The organism is Acidovorax sp. GW821-FHT10A04 (genome assembly GCF_059415825.1).
On the sequence record NZ_JBWKNZ010000014.1, the window covers coordinates 52,182 to 68,004 of the forward strand.

Sequence of the window (15,823 nt, forward strand, 5' to 3'; positions counted from 1 at the left end):
CGAAATCAGGCCTGGGCCTGGAGGAGTTGCTTGGCGTGCAGCGCCATCATCTTCTCCTCGTTGGCCTCGATGACCAGGGTCTCGAAGCGGCCCAGCATCTGCAGCCGCGCCAGCACCGCAGCGCGCACCGGCTCGGCGTTCTCGCCGATGCCGCCGGTGAACACCAGGGCGTCGAGCCCGCCCAGGGAGACCGCCAGCATGGCCGTGTACTGGGCCACCTTGAGCGCGAAGTAGTCCACCGCAAAGGCCGCCTGCGGCTCGGCACTGGCCAGCAGGGCCTGCATGTCGCTGCTGATGCCCGACAGGCCCTTGAGGCCCGACTCCTGGTACAGCAGGTGCTCGACCTGGTCTGCATCCATCCCCAGCTCGCGCTGCAGGTAGATCACGGCGCCGGCATCGATGGCGCCGCTGCGCGTGCCCATGGGCAGGCCGTCCAGCGCGGTCATGCCCATGGTGGTGTCCACGCTGCGGCCTGCGTGCATGGCGCACAGGCTGGCGCCATTGCCCAGGTGGGCGGCCACCACGCGTGCCCCGCGCAGATCGGGCCGGGTGCGGGCGATTTCGTGCGCCAGCCATTCATACGACAGGCCGTGGAAGCCATAGCGGCGCACCCCCTGGTCGCGCAGGGCCTGGGGCAGGGCAAAGGCCTGGAACAGCGGGTCCATGCGCGCATGGAAGGCCGTGTCGAAGCAGGCGATGTCCAGCGCATGGCTGGCCAGGCGCTGCGATGCCGCAATGCCGGCCAGGTTGTGCGGCTGGTGCAAGGGGGCCAGCGGGCTCAGCGCCTCCAGCTGGGCCAGGATCTCGGGGGTGACGACCACCGGTGCGTGGAAGGCCGCACCGCCATGCACCACACGGTGCACCACGGCTGCCAGGCGCCAGCCATCGTCGTGCTGGTCGATCAGCGCGATCACGGCCGCCATGGCGCTGTCGTGGTCGGCCGCGGGCAGGGCGGTGCGCACAGGGGCGTCGGAAGCGGCGAGTTTGGCCGACAGCTGCCCGCTGGTGCCGATGCCCGTCACCTTGCCCGCCATCAGCACCGACAGCGATGCGCGCTCGAACACCTGGAACTTGATGCTGGACGAGCCGACGTTGAGCACCAGCAGCACGGGGACCAGGGGCTGCGTCATTTGATCAACCCCTTGCTGCGCGCGTTGGCCAGCAACAGGGCCACGGCGCAGGACAGCAGGCGTGCGCGCTGGCTGTCGGCGCGGCTGGTCAGGATGACGGGCACGCGCGCACCCAGCACGATGCCGGCGGCCTCGGCCCCACTGAGGAAGATGAGCTGCTTGGCCAGCATGTTGCCTGCCTCGATGTTGGGCACCACCAGGATGTCGGCGTTGCCCGCGACCTCCGAGACAATGCCCTTGGTGCGGGCCGCCTCCACGCTGATCGCATTGTCGAAGGCCAGCGGTCCGTCGATCAGGCAACCAGTGATTTGGCCCCGGTCAGCCATCTTGCACAGCGCGGCGGCATCGAGCGTGGCGACCATCTTCGGGTTGACGGTCTCCACCGCCGCCAGCACCGCCACCTTGGGCAGAATGTCCGCGCCGAACAGCGCATGCCAGAGATCGACGGCGTTCTGCACGATGTCGACCTTGGTGGCCAGATCGGGTGCGATGTTCACCGCTGCGTCGGTGATGAGGAAGGCCTTGGAATAGCTCTCCTGGTCGATCAGGAAGGCGTGGGAGATGCGCCGCTCGGTGCGCAGGCCCGCGTCGCTCTTCACCACCGCGCCCATCAGCTCGTCGGAGTGCAGCGAGCCCTTCATTAGCGCATCGACCTCGCGCGCCGCCGCCAGCGCCACGGCCTTGGCCGCCGCATCGTGGCTGTGCTCGGCATCGATCAACTGCCAGCCCGAGATGTCCACCGAGGCCGCTTCGGCCGCCTCGCGGGTGCGTGCGGCGGGCCCCACCAGCACGGGGGTGATCAGCCCTTGCTGCTGCGCCTCCTGTGCGGCCTGCAGCACGTTGGCGGTGACCGCATGGACGATGGCGGTGCGCGCCGGCGCCAGCGTGCGGCAGTGGGCGAGCAGGGAGTCGGTGTCAAAACTGTTCATCGTCCATCACGGAAGTTGAGGTAGGCAACAAGCGTACAGGGCCAGGTCTCACCGGTGGCCCAATACCCATTCGGCAATGCCCGGCCAGGCCGCCTTGAGCGTACCGCTGCCCATGAACAGGCCGATGTGCCCGCCGGGCACCAGCTTGCGCGCGATGCCGTGCTTGGGCGTGCCGATCAGGTCGGCCGCGGCGAACACCTGCTCGGGCGTGGTGATGTCGTCGGCCTCGCCGGCCAGCAGGTAGGTGGGGATGGTGATGTCGCGCAGCGACAGCGTGCGCCCCAGCCCGACAAACTGCCCCTTGGCAAAGCGGTTCTCCTTGAACAGCTGCTCGATGGCCTGCAGGTAGTAGGCGCCGGGCAGGTCCACCGGGTTCTCGTACCAGCGCTCGAACTGCTCGGTGCGGGCGACCTGGCTCTTGTCCTCGATGTTGCGGTACAGCGTGGCGTACTTGTTGGCGTACTGCTCGGCCGGGTGCATGTTCTTCCAGCCGGCCAGCATCAGGCTGCCGCGCATGAGGCCCTGGCCTGCGGCAACCATGTCCCGGTAGGTCTGCAGCGGCAGGCTGTGCGCCAGGCGCTTGATCGGGCCGTCGCCGGCATCGGTGTCGATGGGCGAGCCGGCCAGCACCAGGCTTTTGACCTTGCCCGGAAAGCGCGCGGCGAACATGGCGCTCAGCCAGCCGCCCTGGCACAGGCCGACCAGGTGGACCTGGCCACCCAGGTCGTCCACCGCCACGTTGAGCTCGGCCAGGTAGGTGTCGATGTCGAAATAGCGCATGGTCGGCGTGGCGCTCTTCCAGTCGGTGACCAGCACGCGCGGCGCACCGGCGGCCATGAGCACCTGCACCAGGCTCTGGCCGGGCGCGTAGTCCGCAATGGTGGAGCAGTGCCCTGCAAAGGGCGCGTCGACCAGGATGGGGATGCCCTTGGCCGTGCTGTCGGTGAACTCGCGCAGCCGCAGGGTGGCCAGCTCCAGCCGCACCTGGTTGGGCGTGGCCCATGCGGGCTGGGGTGGGTGGTCGATGACGGCCGCCTCGGTGGCGAAGTCTGCGCTGCGCTGCATCAGCGCCAGCGCCTGCTCGCCCAGGTGCCAGGCGGCCGCCATGGGCCAGAAGAGGGGAACGCTGTGCTCGGCGGGCAGGGGTGCCGCAGCGCCCGTGCCGTGTGAAACCTTGCCGTGGTCGGACATGGAAAGCTCCCAGTAGGGTGCCCGGCTGGCGGCGCCCCCAAGGCCTGGGGACGCGGGCACGGGCATTCTGTTGCGGTGCAGCAATCAGCTTAACATGCGCATGTGGCGCTTTTTCGGGCGCCGCAAGCCCTACTGGAGGAGAACACCGCATGGACCACGAAGAGCGATTCACCGCGTCCCATTGGGAAGAGCTGCTGCAGGAGATCGACCTGGAGGTCGACCAGATGGCCATCGTCTGCCAGGTGCCGCTGGCCGCGCCCGGCGTGGCCGAGCGCGTGCTGGCGAACGACGGCTACGTGGCCGGCCACGACAACCCGGCCGCCTTCAAGAAGCTGCGCGGCCTGCTGGCCATGCACTACGCGGTCACGCGGCAGATGGTCGGTGAGCTGGGCGGCGATGCCACGGTGGCCATCGCCGAGCATGTGCGCCAGCACCTGGCGCCGCGCATCGGGCACCAGCTCGACGCGCCGGAGAAAAGAGAAAACTAGAGTTACTAGAGTTTCTTGACCAGCACCTGGCTGCGCCGGTCCCAGTTGTACTTGCGCTTGCGCGCATCGGGCAGCCAGTCAGGGTCCACCGGCTGGAAGCCGCGCTTGATGAACCAGTGCATGGTGCGCGTGGTCAGCACGAAGATGCTCTCCAGCCCCGCGGCGCGGGCGCGCTGCTCGATGCGCTTGAGCAGCTTTTCGCCATCGCCCGTGCCCTGGCTCTGCGGCGACACGGTGACGGCTGCCATCTCGGCCGTCTTGGCCTCGGGGTAGGGGTACAGCGCCGCGCATCCGAAGATCACGCCATCGTGCTCGATGATGGTGTAGGCGGCGATGTCGCGCTCGATCTCGGTGCGGTCGCGCTTGACCAGGGTGCCGTCCTTCTCGAACGGCTCGATCAGCTGCAGGATGCCGCCCACGTCGTCGATGGTGGCCTCGCGCAGCTCTTCGAGCTTCTCGTCGATCACCATGGTGCCGATGCCGTCGTGCACGTACACCTCCAGCAGCAGCGAGCCGTCCACCGCGAACGGCAGGATGTGGCTGCGCTCCACGCCGGCCTTGCAGGCCTTCACGCAGTGCTGCAGGTAAAAGCCGGTGTCGGTGGGGTTCTGCGCGGTGGGCAGCGTGGCCAGCAGCGCCTGGGCCGCTGCCAGCGGCAGCTCGGTGTCGATGGGGTTGTCCTCGCCCTCGGGCTCGCCGGGCTGCATGCGGATGCCGGGCACCTCGGTCAGGAAGATCAGCTTGTCGGCGCGCAGCTCGATGGCCACGCTGGTGGCCACTTCTTCCATGCCCAGGTTGAAGGCCTCGCCCGTGGGCGAGAAGCCGAACGGCGAGAGCAGCACCAGCGCGCCCATGTCCAGCGTGCGCTGGATGCCGGCCACGTCCACCTTGCGCACCAGGCCCGAGTGCTGGAAGTCCACCCCGTCCATGATGCCCACGGGCCGTGCCGTGAGGAAGTTGCCCGAGATCACGCGCACCGTGGCACCGGCCATGGGGGTGTTGGGCAGGCCCTGGCTGAAGGCCGCCTCGATCTCGTAGCGCAGCTGGCCTGCGGCCTCCTGCGCGCAGTCGAGTGCCACCGAGTCGGTGATGCGGATGCCATGCGAGTACTTCGCCTCATGCCCCTTGGCGGCCAGCTGCTCGTTGACCTGCGGGCGAAAGCCGTGGACCAGAACGATCTTCACGCCCATGGCCTGGATCAGCGCCAGGTCCTGCGCAATGCTGTGCAGCTTGCCCGCAGCGATGCCTTCACCCGTCAGCCCGATCACGAAGGTCTGGTTGCGGAACTTGTGGATGTAGGGCGCGACCGAGCGGAACCAGGGCACGAAGGTGAAGTTGAAGACGGCGGACATGGGCAGCGAGGGGTGGGGCGACCGGTGTAATAAGAGTATCGGCAGGCGCGCATCATAAGGGCGTACCCCGCCCCCTGCTGCAAGGCGCCTCACACGCCCCTGCGGAACGCCCCCAGTTTGGCCGCAAACGGCTCCAGCACCAGGCCTTCGTCGGGCAGGCCGCCTGCCGCCGGTGCTGCCAGTGCAATGCCGCAGTCCCGGAGCAGGGCCACCATCTCCACCGGGGCGATGGTGCCCTGGCGCAGCAGCGCGTCCACCGTGCGGCCCAGGGCTTCGCGGTGGGTCTGCAGCAGCGCCTGGGCGCGCCGGTACTGCTCCTGCATCAGCGCTTCGATGGCCTCGTTGCTCGGGCCGATGTCGGTGTTGACGTGGTTGTCCATCTCCACCGTGACGTCGGTGCGCGCCAGGCGCGCGCCGAAGCCGTGGTGGCGGATGTAGCGCGCGGCCTCGGCCGTCACCTGCTTATAGTCCTGCTCGGCGCCGGTGGTGCAGGCCATCTCGCCGAACACCAGCTCCTCGGCCACGCGGCCGGCCAGGCCCACGCACATCATGTCCAGCGCGTTCTGCCGGGTGGTGGCCTTGAGGCTGGAGAAGCTGTTGTACCCACCCTCGAAGGAGGCGATGTTGATCTTCACCTCCTGCGGGGCATGGCCGAACAGCACGCAGTACGCCAGGCCGTGGCCGGCCTCGTGCACCGCCAGCAGGGCGCGGAAGTCGGCGTTGGCGCGCTGCTTGAGCCGGTTGAGCTCCAGCACCACCGGAAAGCTGGCCTCTGCCGGCCCCTGCGGCCCCAGGCCCTGCACCCGCAGGTGGCGCTTGTCCGCAGCCAGGCCGATGGCGAACTCCTGCGCCAGCGGCAGTTGCTCCTGCATGACCCACAGCGCGGCGTTGACCAGGTTGGCGCTCAGGATGGCATGCACCGACGAGAACAGCGGCCGCGTGCCCTGCGCCGGGAAGACGGCGTTGGCATACAGTTCGTCGAGCACGTCCTGCCCGATGGCGAAGCGCACGCCGCACTGTGCGGCGATGTCGTCCACATAGCGCGTGCACAGGTTGCGGATGAGTTGCTCGTAGGTGGCCTTGCTGAACGAGGGGTAGATCACGTGCTCGTTGCCCAGGCGCGCGATCTGTTCGGGCTTGAAGCGCTCGCCCAGGGCCTTCTTCACGTCGATCAGCGAGAGCTTGCGCGTGAGGCGGTGGAAGATGTCGGCATCGGTATCGCAGTCCTCCACGCGCTGGGCGGTCTCGTGGTACATCTCGTCGAGGTTGCCGCAGACGAAGACCAGCAACTTGCTGTAGTCGGTCTCCCAGGAGTGGTGCGACTGCTGGAAGCGTGTGAACAGTGCCTGCACCTTGGCGGGCGGCCACTGCATGATCTCGGCCAGCGGTTCCTGCAGCTTGAGCATGCGCTTGAGCTCCTGCGCATCCCAGGCGTCGAGCTGGAAGCGGTAGGGCGCCTTGCCTGCGCGCGCGTCGTCGTCGCCGTCCTCGGCGCGCTCGGCCTCGTAGTGGGCGTCGGCCAGCTTGCGCTCGATGTTGGACAGCGCGCTCAGCGCGGGCGGCAGGCGCCCGTCCGAGAGCAGAGTCCACACGTCCTGGTAGCGCTCGACCTTCACGTCCTCGCCCTTGCGGTCCATGGTGCGAAAACGCTGGAACTCGTCGAGCACCAGGATGCCGGGCGCACCCTCGGTGATGCCCGAGTCGCCCAGCATGCCCGAGATGGTGGAGCTGCGGTAGCTGGCGCCGTGGCTGAAGCCGTCCATCTGCACTTCCACGAAGCGGTCGTAGTAGCCCAGAAGCTGCGCCAGGCGCCGCGTGAGCTGGGTCTTGCCCGTGCCCGTGAGGCCCCACAGGCAGACGATGACCGGGCGGCTGATGAGCTGGGGCAGCACGTACCAGGCGCGCACCGCATCGACCACGCGGTCGATCACGTCGTCGATGCCGAACAGCTCGGCCTTGAGCTGCACGGCAGCCTGGGCCAGCGCCTGCTGGCGCACGGCCAGTTGTGCCGCGCTCACGGCGGCGGGCGCCGTGTCGCCATGGGCGTGCACGGGTGCCGGTGTGGCGGGCGAAGTGGCTGCGGTGCTGGCAGGCACCCCGCCTGCGGCCAGGGCCGCGGTGGGATGCAGGGTGTGCCGCGGCTGCGGCGGCACGTCATTGGTGAAGGGATTCATATCGGTCAATCAATCGCTTTGTAGCTTGCCTTGGGTCGCCTTGCGCAGGGCGACGTTGTCCGCGCGGCGCTGGGCCCCGCGGCTGCGTATGTGCTTGCCTGCCGCGCTGGACAGGCTGCGCTGGGCCAGCGCGGTGGCCACAGGATTTCGGGGCGGGCCCGAGGCTTCGAGCTTCAGCACCAGGGGCTGCTTCATGCGGCGCAGCTTCTTGATTTCACCCTGGGCGTAGGCGCGGGACAATTTTTGGGCACTCATGTGCACTCCACAAACAAAAAACCCCGGCAAGGTAGCCAGGGCTTGTGGAGCGCTGCACTGAGTGCAAGGTGCGCTTGTTTGCCGTGGCTGGACTCGTGAATGCACAGTCCAGCCGGGGCGGTGGACTGTGGTCAGGCAGGAGCGAACAAGGGAACAAACATAGCGGTGACCTCCAGGGCTCTCAGCGGTGGCCGACATGGCCATGCGTTGCTGAAAGAAGGCGCCATTGTGGCGAGCCGCGCAGCGCGTGGCAAGCGGGTGCCGTGGCGAAAGCGGCTGACTGTCGCGTGAAAGGAACAGTGGCCGCGCGTGCCAGGTCAATCGCCCTGGCGGTAGACCCAGCCCGCCGCGTGCAGCCATTCCTGCTGGTCCTGCGTGCGCACGACCAGCTCGACCAGGTCTCGGCCTTCGTGCAGGGGCACCCGCACCGCCATGCCGGCGCGGTCTGCCGACAGGGGGAGCAGGAACTGGCGGTCGTCCCAGAACAGGTAGCCGCGCAGCTCGGGCAGCTCCCGCAGGGTGGCGGTGGCCATGGCGCCGGCGGCCAGCAGGATCGATTCCGGCGCTTCGTTGGCCTGGATCCAGGTGCTGTCCAGGCGATCGGCCCAGGCGGCGGGCAGCGGGGCGGCCGCGCGCGGCATCTGCTGTGCCATGGGCGTGGTGACCCAGTAATGCCCGGCACGGGCCGGCTCGCGCGACATCAGGTAGCGGCGGCCGTCGGCCTCTTCCCAGCGGTAGTGCGTGCCGGGCCTGGCATCGGACCACCACCAGCCATCGCTGCGCAGGCGCAGGCCCTCGCACAGCGGTTCCCAGTCCTTGAGCGCGGCGGACCACACAAAGAGGTCGATCTGCTGGCTGTCGGGCGAGGCCACCTTCAGCGGCTTGGACGCACGCCCGTAGATGCCGAGCACGGCATCGACATCGGTGGTGGATGAGGTGGCCAGCGAAGGGGCGACGGCATTCACCTTGGAGGGCAGGGCCTGCAGCTGGCCGGTTTCCTGCAAGGCCCGCAGCAGGATGCCTTCGGCGATGGGGCCGGGGCGAAAGCCCGGCGCGTTGCCCGTGAGCAGCAGCGCCATGCCGGCCTGGGGCAGCACATAGAAGTCGCTCGCGCAGAACACCGTGCTGCCGCTCTTTTGCCAGGCCCGCACGCCGGCGGCGTCCAGGCCCGGCTGCTGCGTGCTGTCCCAGCCCAGGCCCCAGTGCCAGTCGGGGGCGAGGTCGATGCGCATGCCCCGGTTCTGGTCGCGGCCCATCTCCAGCACGCTGGCTTTGGAGACCACGCGCTGGCCATCCTGTTCCCCACCCTGGATCAGCAGGGCGGCCAGCCGCATCATGTCGCCGGGCGTGGTGCACAGCCCGCTCGTGGCATAGCCCATCACGAACTCCTGGCCTTGCCGGGCCTGGCCGATGTAGCCCGGCGCGAAGCTGCCTTCGGGCAGGGGCTGCAGCGTGAAGCCCGAGCGGCCCATGCTGAGCGGGGTGAGGATGGCGGCCTGCACGAATGCGGGGTAACTCTGGCCCGTGACGGCCTGCACGATGCGCTCGATGAGGGTGAAGCCGTCGTTGCAGTAGACCGCCATGGCCCCGGGGGCGTGCTTGAGGTGCATGTCGGCCAGTGCGGCTTCGAGCCCGGCCGCATACCCTGGCAGCGGGGCAAAGGCGAACATGTTGCGCAGGTAGGTGCCGGGCAGCCCCGAGGCGTGGCTCAGCAAATGCCGCACCGTGATGTCGCGGTAGCCGGGCGAGAGCATGCTGAACTGCGGCAGGTAGCGCACCACCGGCGCATCGAGCTGCACCAGTTGGCGGTCGACGAGGATCATGACGGCCAGCGCCGCGAGCACCTTGCTGACCGAGCCGACGTTGAACCGCGTTTCGGGCGTGGCGGGGGCGGCCGGGGTGGCAGGGTTGGCAGAGGTATCGCGCAGCACACCGAAAGCCTCCTGCCAGACGATGCGGTCGCCGTACATCATCGCGATCGAGGCGGCCCGTGCCTCGCTGGCCTGCATGGCCTGGCGGATCTGGCGGCGCCCCCAGGCCATGGTGGCCTCCAGGTTGGGCGCGGGGGCGCTGCTGCCGCCGCAACCGGGCAACCAGGGGGCAAGTGCCGCGGTGCCGGTCCATGCCAGCCATTCGCGGCGCGATGGCGTGGGCAGGCGTTCGTCCAGGGAGGGCGGGGAGGCAGATGTCTGCGGAGGCATTCTGGATAGGGAAGGGGGCGCGCGGCGGGACGACATGGCCGGTGGGTGATGGGGTGATTACATCCTGAAAATCGCCCGGTCCGGCGGTCGTTTCACACAGAAATAGCGACCCGATGGGCCGGCCGCGCACCCCCTTGCCGCTCGCGCATGGCCGGTGTTGCACAAGGCCAACGCCCAGCCTCTGATAATGCGGGCTTCATGACCGACTCCACGCCTCCCCTTTCCCAGCCCGTCCAGCCCGCCAAGCCCGTCCCTCCCGCCAGGCTCCCTGCCAAGCTGCACATCGAGTTCCCCGAATCCCTGCCCGTCTCGGGCAAGCGCGACGAGATCATGGAGGCCATCCGCAAACACCAGGTCGTCATCGTCTGCGGCGAAACCGGCTCGGGCAAGACCACGCAGTTGCCCAAGATCGCACTGGCCCTGGGCCGGGGCAAGTGCAATGCGCCCGCAGGCCAGAAGGGCCAGTTGATCGGCCACACCCAGCCGCGCCGCATCGCGGCCAGCAGCGTGGCCAAGCGCATCGCCGAAGAGCTCAAGACGCCGCTGGGCGACGTGGTGGGCTTCAAGGTGCGTTTCCAGGACCGGCTGTCGCGCGACGCGTCCGTCAAGCTCATGACCGACGGCATCCTGCTGGCCGAGACGCAGACCGACCCGCTGCTCAAGGCCTACGACACGATCATCATCGACGAGGCGCACGAACGCAGCCTGAACATCGACTTCCTGCTGGGCTACATCCGCCAGATCCTGCCGCGCCGGCCGGACCTCAAGGTGGTGGTGACCTCGGCGACCATCGATGCGGACCGCTTTGCCAAGCACTTCGAGTCGGCAAAGGGGCCGGCACCCATCATTTACGTCTCTGGCCGCACCTTCCCGGTGGAGCAGCGCTGGCGGCCGTTCGAGGACACGCGCGACTACGGCCTCAACGAAGCCATTGCCGATGGCGTGGACGAACTCTGGCAGGGCAATGCGGCGGGCGACATCCTGATCTTTCTGCCCGGCGAGCGCGAGATCCGCGAGGCTGCGGACCACCTGCGCAAGCACCTGGCGCACCAGCCCGTGATGCGCAATGCCGAGGTGCTGCCCCTGTTTGCGCGCCTGTCGCAGGCCGAGCAGGACCGCATCTTCGACGGCCACACCGGCCGCCGCCTGGTGCTGGCCACCAACGTGGCCGAGACCTCGCTCACGGTGCCGGGCATCCGCTACGTGATCGATGCGGGCACGGCCCGCGTCAAGCGCTACAGCTTTCGCAGCAAGGTGGAGCAGCTGCTGGTGGAGCCCATCAGCCAGGCCGCCGCCAACCAGCGCGCGGGCCGCTGCGGCCGGGTGGCCAACGGCATCTGCATCCGCCTGTACGACGAGGCCGACTTCAACGGCCGCCCGCGCTTCACCGACCCGGAAATCCTGCGCAGCTCGCTGGCCGGCGTCATCCTGCGCATGAAATCGCTGCACCTCGGTGACGTGGTGCAGTTCCCCTTCATCGAGGCGCCCTCGGGCCGCGCGATTGCCGACGGCTACCAGCTGCTGGGCGAGCTGGGCGCGGTAGACGAGGCCAACGAGCTCACGCCCATGGGCGTGGAGCTGTCGCGCCTGCCGCTCGACCCGCGCGTGGGCCGCATGATCCTGGAGGCGCGCGACCGCAAGGCACTGGACGAGGTGCTCATCATCGCCAGTGCGCTCAGCGTGCAGGACGTGCGCGACCGCCCGCTGGAAGCCCAGCAACAGGCCGACCAGGCGCACGCCAAGTTCGACGACGAGAAAAGCGAGTTCAGCGGCTACCTCAAGCTGTGGAAGTGGATCAACGAGGCCCGAGGCGGTGCGCCCTCGCTGCCATCGGCCCGCGCGCAGAAGGCCATGGCCAACCAGCGTGCACCCTCGCAGGCCTTTTTGCCCGTGGCGCAGCGCTCGGTGGCGGCGGTGGCCCCGGCGCCCGCCGTGGTGAATACGGAGGCACATGCGCCCACGCACAAGCTGAGCAATCGCCAGTACGAGCAACTGCTGCGCCAGAACTTCATCAGCATCCGCCGGCTGCGCGAGTGGCGCGACATCCACACCCAGCTTCTCACCGTGGTGACCGAGCACAAGTGGGCCATCAACAGCCAGCCCGCGAGCTATGAGCAGCTGCACCTGTCCATGCTGGCAGGCCTGCTGGGCAACATCGGCGCCAAGGGCGAAGAGGAAGACTGGTACCTGGGCGCGCGCGGCATCAAGTTCTACAAGCACCCGGGCGCCCACCTGTCCAAGAAGCCGGGCCGCTGGATCGTGGCGGCCGAGCTGGTGGAGACCACGCGCCTGTTCGGCCGGGGCATCGCCGCCATCGAGCCGCAGTGGCTCGAGCAGGTGGGCGGCCACCTGCTGCGCAAGCAACTGCTTGACCCGCACTGGGAGAAGAAGTCGGCCGAGGTCACGGCGCTGGAGCGTGCCACGCTCTATGGCATCGTGATTTACAGCGGCCGGCGCATCAACTTCGGCAAGATCGACCCGCATGCCGCGCGCGAGATCTTCATCCGTGAAGCGCTGGTGGGCGGCAACTGGGAGAGCAAGCTGCCCTTCCTGGCCGCCAACCAGAAGCTGATCGCCAAGGTCGAAGAGCTGGAACACAAGTCGCGCCGCCAGGACGTGCTGGTGGACGACGAACTGATCTATGCCTTCTACGACCAGCAGCTGCCGCCCGACGTGTGCAGCGGCCATGGCTTCGAGGCCTGGTACCGCGAGGCATCGCGCCAGCAGCCCGAGCTGCTCAAGCTCACGCGCGAAGAGCTCATGCGCCACGAGGCGGCGGGCATCACCAGCAACGCCTTTCCCAAGACGGTGCGCCTGGGTGGGGTGGATTGCGCCGCTACCTACCTGCACGAGCCCGGCGATGCGCGTGACGGCATCACCGTGACCATTCCGCTGTTCGTGCTCAACCAGGTGAACGACGAGCGCTGCGAATGGCTGGTGCCCGGCATGCTCAAGGACAAGATCCAGGCCCTGCTCAAGAGCCTGCACCAGCGCCCGCGCAGCCGCTTCGTGCCGCTGCCCGAGAACGCCACCCGCCTGGCGGGCCTGCTGGGCACACCCGAGCGCTTCGGCCTGGGCAGCCTGACCGAGGTGCTGCTCAAGCAGGTGCGCGACGAGACCTCGCTCGACGTGAAGCGCGCCGACTTCAAGCTCGACATGCTCAGCCCGCACCTGTTCATGAACTTCCGCGTGGTGGACGAGCATGGCCGCCAGCTCGGCCATGGCCGCAACCTCGGGGCGCTGAAGGCCGAGTGGGGTGCCAAGGCGCGCGGCGCCTTCCAGGCGCTGGCCGGGCTCAAGCTGGCCGCAGGTGCGCCTTTGCCCCAGGCGCCAGCCCCGGCCACGTCTGCACCAGGCAAGGCATCGGCTGCCACGAAGGCGCCGGTGGCGGCGGCCCCTGCAAAGCCCGCCGCCCCGGCTGGCCAGCGCTATACCGCCTGGACCTTTGGCGAGCTGCCCGAGCTGATGGAGATCAAGAAGGCCGGGCAGACGCTGATCGGCTTTCCGGCGCTGATCGACGGTGGCGACGGCGTGACCATCGAGGTCTTCGACGAGCCCGAGGTGGCTGCCGCCAAGCACCGCGCCGGCCTGCGCCGCCTGTTCGCCCTGCAGATCAAGGACGCGCTCAAGTACCTTGAGAAGAACATCCCCGACCTGCAGAAGATGGCCGTGGCCTACATGCAGGTGGGCCGCAATGCCGACGGCACCGGCGGCGGCACGCAGGAGGAACTGCGCAACCAGGTCATCGACGTGGCGCTGGACCGTGCGTTTCTGCTCGACCCACTGCCCACCGACGAGTTCGCCTTCAAGCGCCGGCTGGAGGAGGGCAGGGGCCGCCTGACCCTGATCGCCAACGAGGTCGCGCGCCTGGCGGGCACCGTCCTCATCGAGTTCGCCGCCGCTGCGCGCAAGATCAAGGACACCAAGAACGCCCCCGAGGCCACGCAGGACGCGCAGCAGCAGTTGGCCCGGCTGATGCCCAAGAACTTCATCGCCATCGCGCCCTGGACGCAGCTGGCGCACTACGCACGCTACCTCAAGGCCATCACCCTGCGCCTGGACAAGTACCGCGCCGACCCCGCGCGCGACGCCGCCAAGCTGGCCGAGCTGCGCCCGCAGGAGCAGCGCTACTGGCGCCTGGTGGCCGAGCGCAAGGGCCAGGTGGACAGTCGCATGCAGGAGCTGCGCTGGCTGCTGGAGGAGCTGCGCGTGAGCTTCTTCGCGCAGGAACTGCGCACGCCGCAGCCGGTGAGCGTCAAGCGCCTGGAGAAGCTGTGGGCGCAGGTCAATAGCTGAAGCGGGAGGACATGCCGGCCCGGTCTGTCGGGCCGGGATGCTTCCAACGCATGGCGATGCGCTATACTAAACATTCCATCCAGATGGTTTGTTTTTCGCCATGACCGAAGCCCACCGCCGCCAGAAGCACCCCGAACTGGTTCGCAGCCAGTTGCTGGCGGTCGTGCGCGGGCTGCTCGTCAGCGACGGTCCCCATGCCGTCACGCTCGATGCCGTGTCGGCCCGGGCCGGTGTGACCAAGGGCGGGCTGCAGCACCACTTTCGCAGCAAGCAGGCGCTGCTCGATGCCTTGAGCGACCAGTTGTTCGAGGAGTTCCAGCAGGGCTATGCCCAGGCATTGGCGCAGGAAGAGGAGGGCAGGCCGGGCCGGCATGCCCGCGCCTACATCCGCACGGCATTCGACGAGGGCACCGATTGCAACCGCGTGGAGGCCCAGCGCGCCATCGGCCTGCTGGCGCTGACCATGCCCCATTGCCGTGCGCAGTGGAGCGCCACCATGCAGGCCGCCCTGGCGCATGATGGCGATGACCCTCGAACAGCCGACCGCCTGCTGGCCTGCCGCATGGCGGCCGACGGCTACTGGTTCAGCCAGATGCTCGATGTGTACCCAATGGACGAGGCGCGCAAGGCCCGCATCCTCAAGACCCTGCTGGACCTGTGCCACTGATTTCCGTGTTCAAAAGCGAGTACCCATGAATCTCACCACCGCCTACCTGTTGCTCGGCATTGCCATTGTTTCCGAAGTGATCGGCACCTCGGCGCTCAAGGCCTCCGAGGGGTTCACGCGCCTGGGGCCCAGCGCCATCACGGTCGTCACCTACAGCCTGTCGTTCTACCTGCTGTCGCTCACGCTCAAGACCTTGCCGGTCGGCATTGCCTATGCCATCTGGTCGGGCGTGGGCATCGTGCTGATCTCGGCCGTGGGCTGGGTGGTTTACGGGCAAAAGCTCGACCTGCCGGCCGTGATCGGCCTGGGCCTGATCATTGCGGGCGTGCTGGTCGTGAACCTGTTTTCCAAGAGCGTTGGCCACTGAGCCCGCTCCCTCTCTCCCTCGCTGATTTTCTGGTGCCGCCATGACCGCTTCCTACGCCTGCTCTTCGTCCGCTGCCGCCGCGCCTGCGGTGGTGCCCATCACCGGCCAAACCCTGTCGCGGGCCGATGTGCTGGCGCTGCTGGAGCGGGGCACTGGCCCGCTGCACTTCGAGCAATGCGATTTCGAGGGGGTGGACCTGTCGCGGCTGGAGCTGCGCGGGGCGCAGTTCACCGAGTGCACGCTGGCCGAGGCCTCGTTCGAGAAATCCAACCTTGCCGACAGCCGCTGGCTGGGTTGCCGGGCGGGGCTGGCCAACTTCCAGCTCGCGGACCTGACCGACGCGCGCTGGTACCGCTGCGACCTGAACAACACCAGCTGGGTGCGCAGCAAGCTGGGCTCCACGGTGTTCGCCGAGGTCAAGCTCACCGGCGCGAGCTTTCGCGAGGCCCACACGCTGGGCCTGAGTTTTCACGACTCGTTGCTGGTGGGCGCGGACCTGCGCGGCATGTCGTTCAGGAAGCAGACCATCGGCCAGTTGGACATGGGTGATGCCGACCTGGGCGGCTGCGATTTTCGCGATGCCGTCTTCGAGGGCGGCAGCCTGCGCGATGCCAACCTCAAGAACGCCCGTTTCGACGGCGCCGACCTGCGCGCGGTGGACCTGGCGGGGCTGCGCATTGCCAATGTGGCGCAGTTCTTCAAGGGTGCCGTGATCTCGCAGGACCAGGCGGCGGCGCTGGTGAGCGAGCTGGGGGTGCGGGTGATGTGAATCC

Annotated in this window: 12 protein-coding genes; 5 read left to right on the forward strand and 7 right to left on the reverse strand. The window is 68.4% G+C overall.

What is annotated here, in order from left to right; translation table 11 throughout:
- Window positions 1-5: 5 nt before the first annotated feature.
- Genes AC07PF_RS25215 through AC07PF_RS25225 form a run of 3 tightly spaced genes read right to left on the reverse strand, consistent with a single transcriptional unit; the run spans window position 6 to window position 3,250 of the window.
- Window positions 6-1,130 (reverse strand): acetate/propionate family kinase, encoded by a 1,125-nt coding sequence (locus AC07PF_RS25215; protein ID WP_494613685.1) that lies wholly within the window; start codon window positions 1,128-1,130, stop codon window positions 6-8.
- Window positions 1,127-2,059, reverse strand: a complete 933-nt coding sequence (locus tag AC07PF_RS25220; protein WP_494613686.1) for a bifunctional enoyl-CoA hydratase/phosphate acetyltransferase — start codon at window positions 2,057-2,059, stop codon at window positions 1,127-1,129. The genes AC07PF_RS25215 and AC07PF_RS25220 overlap by 4 nt, the downstream gene beginning before the upstream one ends.
- Window positions 2,060-2,107: 48 nt before the next feature.
- Window positions 2,108-3,250, reverse strand: a complete 1,143-nt coding sequence (locus tag AC07PF_RS25225; protein ID WP_494613687.1) for an alpha/beta fold hydrolase — start codon at window positions 3,248-3,250, stop codon at window positions 2,108-2,110.
- A gap of 149 nt (window positions 3,251-3,399) precedes the next feature.
- On the opposite strand from AC07PF_RS25225, the gene AC07PF_RS25230 reads away from it, so the two are divergent.
- Window positions 3,400-3,738: a hypothetical protein gene (locus AC07PF_RS25230; protein ID WP_007855128.1), complete on the forward strand. Its 339-nt coding sequence runs from the start codon at window positions 3,400-3,402 to the stop codon at window positions 3,736-3,738.
- Window positions 3,739-3,743: 5 nt separating this feature from the next.
- Here the strand turns inward: AC07PF_RS25230 and argA are convergent, their stop codons facing one another.
- The 4 genes from argA to AC07PF_RS25250 form a co-directional block, all read right to left on the reverse strand.
- On the reverse strand, window positions 3,744-5,090 hold the full coding sequence (gene argA, locus AC07PF_RS25235) for an amino-acid N-acetyltransferase (protein ID WP_007855129.1): 1,347 nt from the start codon (window positions 5,088-5,090) through the stop codon (window positions 3,744-3,746).
- A gap of 89 nt (window positions 5,091-5,179) precedes the next feature.
- Window positions 5,180-7,264, reverse strand: a complete 2,085-nt coding sequence (locus AC07PF_RS25240) for an AAA family ATPase (protein WP_494613688.1) — start codon at window positions 7,262-7,264, stop codon at window positions 5,180-5,182.
- 9 nt (window positions 7,265-7,273) lie between these two features.
- Complete coding sequence (locus AC07PF_RS25245; protein WP_007855131.1) at window positions 7,274-7,519, reverse strand: hypothetical protein; 246 nt, start codon at window positions 7,517-7,519, stop codon at window positions 7,274-7,276.
- Window positions 7,520-7,836: 317 nt separating this feature from the next.
- Window positions 7,837-9,720, reverse strand: coding sequence for a serine hydrolase domain-containing protein (locus AC07PF_RS25250; RefSeq protein ID WP_494613689.1), 1,884 nt, complete (start codon window positions 9,718-9,720; stop codon window positions 7,837-7,839).
- Between the two features lie 147 nt (window positions 9,721-9,867).
- Between AC07PF_RS25250 and hrpA the strand changes: the two genes are divergently transcribed.
- The 4 genes from hrpA (at window position 9,868) to AC07PF_RS25270 (ending at window position 15,819) form a co-directional block, all read left to right on the forward strand.
- Window positions 9,868-14,016, forward strand: a complete 4,149-nt coding sequence (gene hrpA, locus AC07PF_RS25255; protein WP_494613690.1) for an ATP-dependent RNA helicase HrpA — start codon at window positions 9,868-9,870, stop codon at window positions 14,014-14,016.
- A 100-nt stretch (window positions 14,017-14,116) separates the two neighbouring features.
- A complete protein-coding gene (locus AC07PF_RS25260) occupies window positions 14,117-14,683 on the forward strand; it encodes a TetR/AcrR family transcriptional regulator (RefSeq protein ID WP_494613691.1) in 567 nt (188 codons plus the stop codon).
- Between the two features lie 25 nt (window positions 14,684-14,708).
- On the forward strand, window positions 14,709-15,050 hold the full coding sequence (locus AC07PF_RS25265; RefSeq protein WP_007855138.1) for an SMR family transporter: 342 nt from the start codon (window positions 14,709-14,711) through the stop codon (window positions 15,048-15,050).
- Between the two features lie 40 nt (window positions 15,051-15,090).
- Window positions 15,091-15,819, forward strand: coding sequence for a pentapeptide repeat-containing protein (locus AC07PF_RS25270; RefSeq protein WP_007855140.1), 729 nt, complete (start codon window positions 15,091-15,093; stop codon window positions 15,817-15,819).
- The last annotated feature ends 4 nt before the right edge of the window (window positions 15,820-15,823 follow it).

Bases quoted from the DNA above. Each gene is read 5' to 3' on its own strand.
- AC07PF_RS25215 (WP_494613685.1), bottom strand. From the start codon at position 1,130: ATGACGCAGCCCCTGGTCCCCGTGCTGCTGGTGCTCAACGTCGGCTCG.
- AC07PF_RS25220 (WP_494613686.1), bottom strand. From the start codon at position 2,059: ATGAACAGTTTTGACACCGACTCCCTGCTCGCCCACTGCCGCACGCTG.
- AC07PF_RS25225 (WP_494613687.1), bottom strand. From the start codon at position 3,250: ATGTCCGACCACGGCAAGGTTTCACACGGCACGGGCGCTGCGGCACCC.
- AC07PF_RS25230 (WP_007855128.1), top strand. From the start codon at position 3,400: ATGGACCACGAAGAGCGATTCACCGCGTCCCATTGGGAAGAGCTGCTG.
- argA (WP_007855129.1), bottom strand. From the start codon at position 5,090: ATGTCCGCCGTCTTCAACTTCACCTTCGTGCCCTGGTTCCGCTCGGTC.
- AC07PF_RS25240 (WP_494613688.1), bottom strand. From the start codon at position 7,264: ATGAATCCCTTCACCAATGACGTGCCGCCGCAGCCGCGGCACACCCTG.
- AC07PF_RS25245 (WP_007855131.1), bottom strand. From the start codon at position 7,519: ATGAGTGCCCAAAAATTGTCCCGCGCCTACGCCCAGGGTGAAATCAAG.
- AC07PF_RS25250 (WP_494613689.1), bottom strand. From the start codon at position 9,720: ATGCCTCCGCAGACATCTGCCTCCCCGCCCTCCCTGGACGAACGCCTG.
- hrpA (WP_494613690.1), top strand. From the start codon at position 9,868: ATGGCCGGTGTTGCACAAGGCCAACGCCCAGCCTCTGATAATGCGGGC.
- AC07PF_RS25260 (WP_494613691.1), top strand. From the start codon at position 14,117: ATGACCGAAGCCCACCGCCGCCAGAAGCACCCCGAACTGGTTCGCAGC.
- AC07PF_RS25265 (WP_007855138.1), top strand. From the start codon at position 14,709: ATGAATCTCACCACCGCCTACCTGTTGCTCGGCATTGCCATTGTTTCC.
- AC07PF_RS25270 (WP_007855140.1), top strand. From the start codon at position 15,091: ATGACCGCTTCCTACGCCTGCTCTTCGTCCGCTGCCGCCGCGCCTGCG.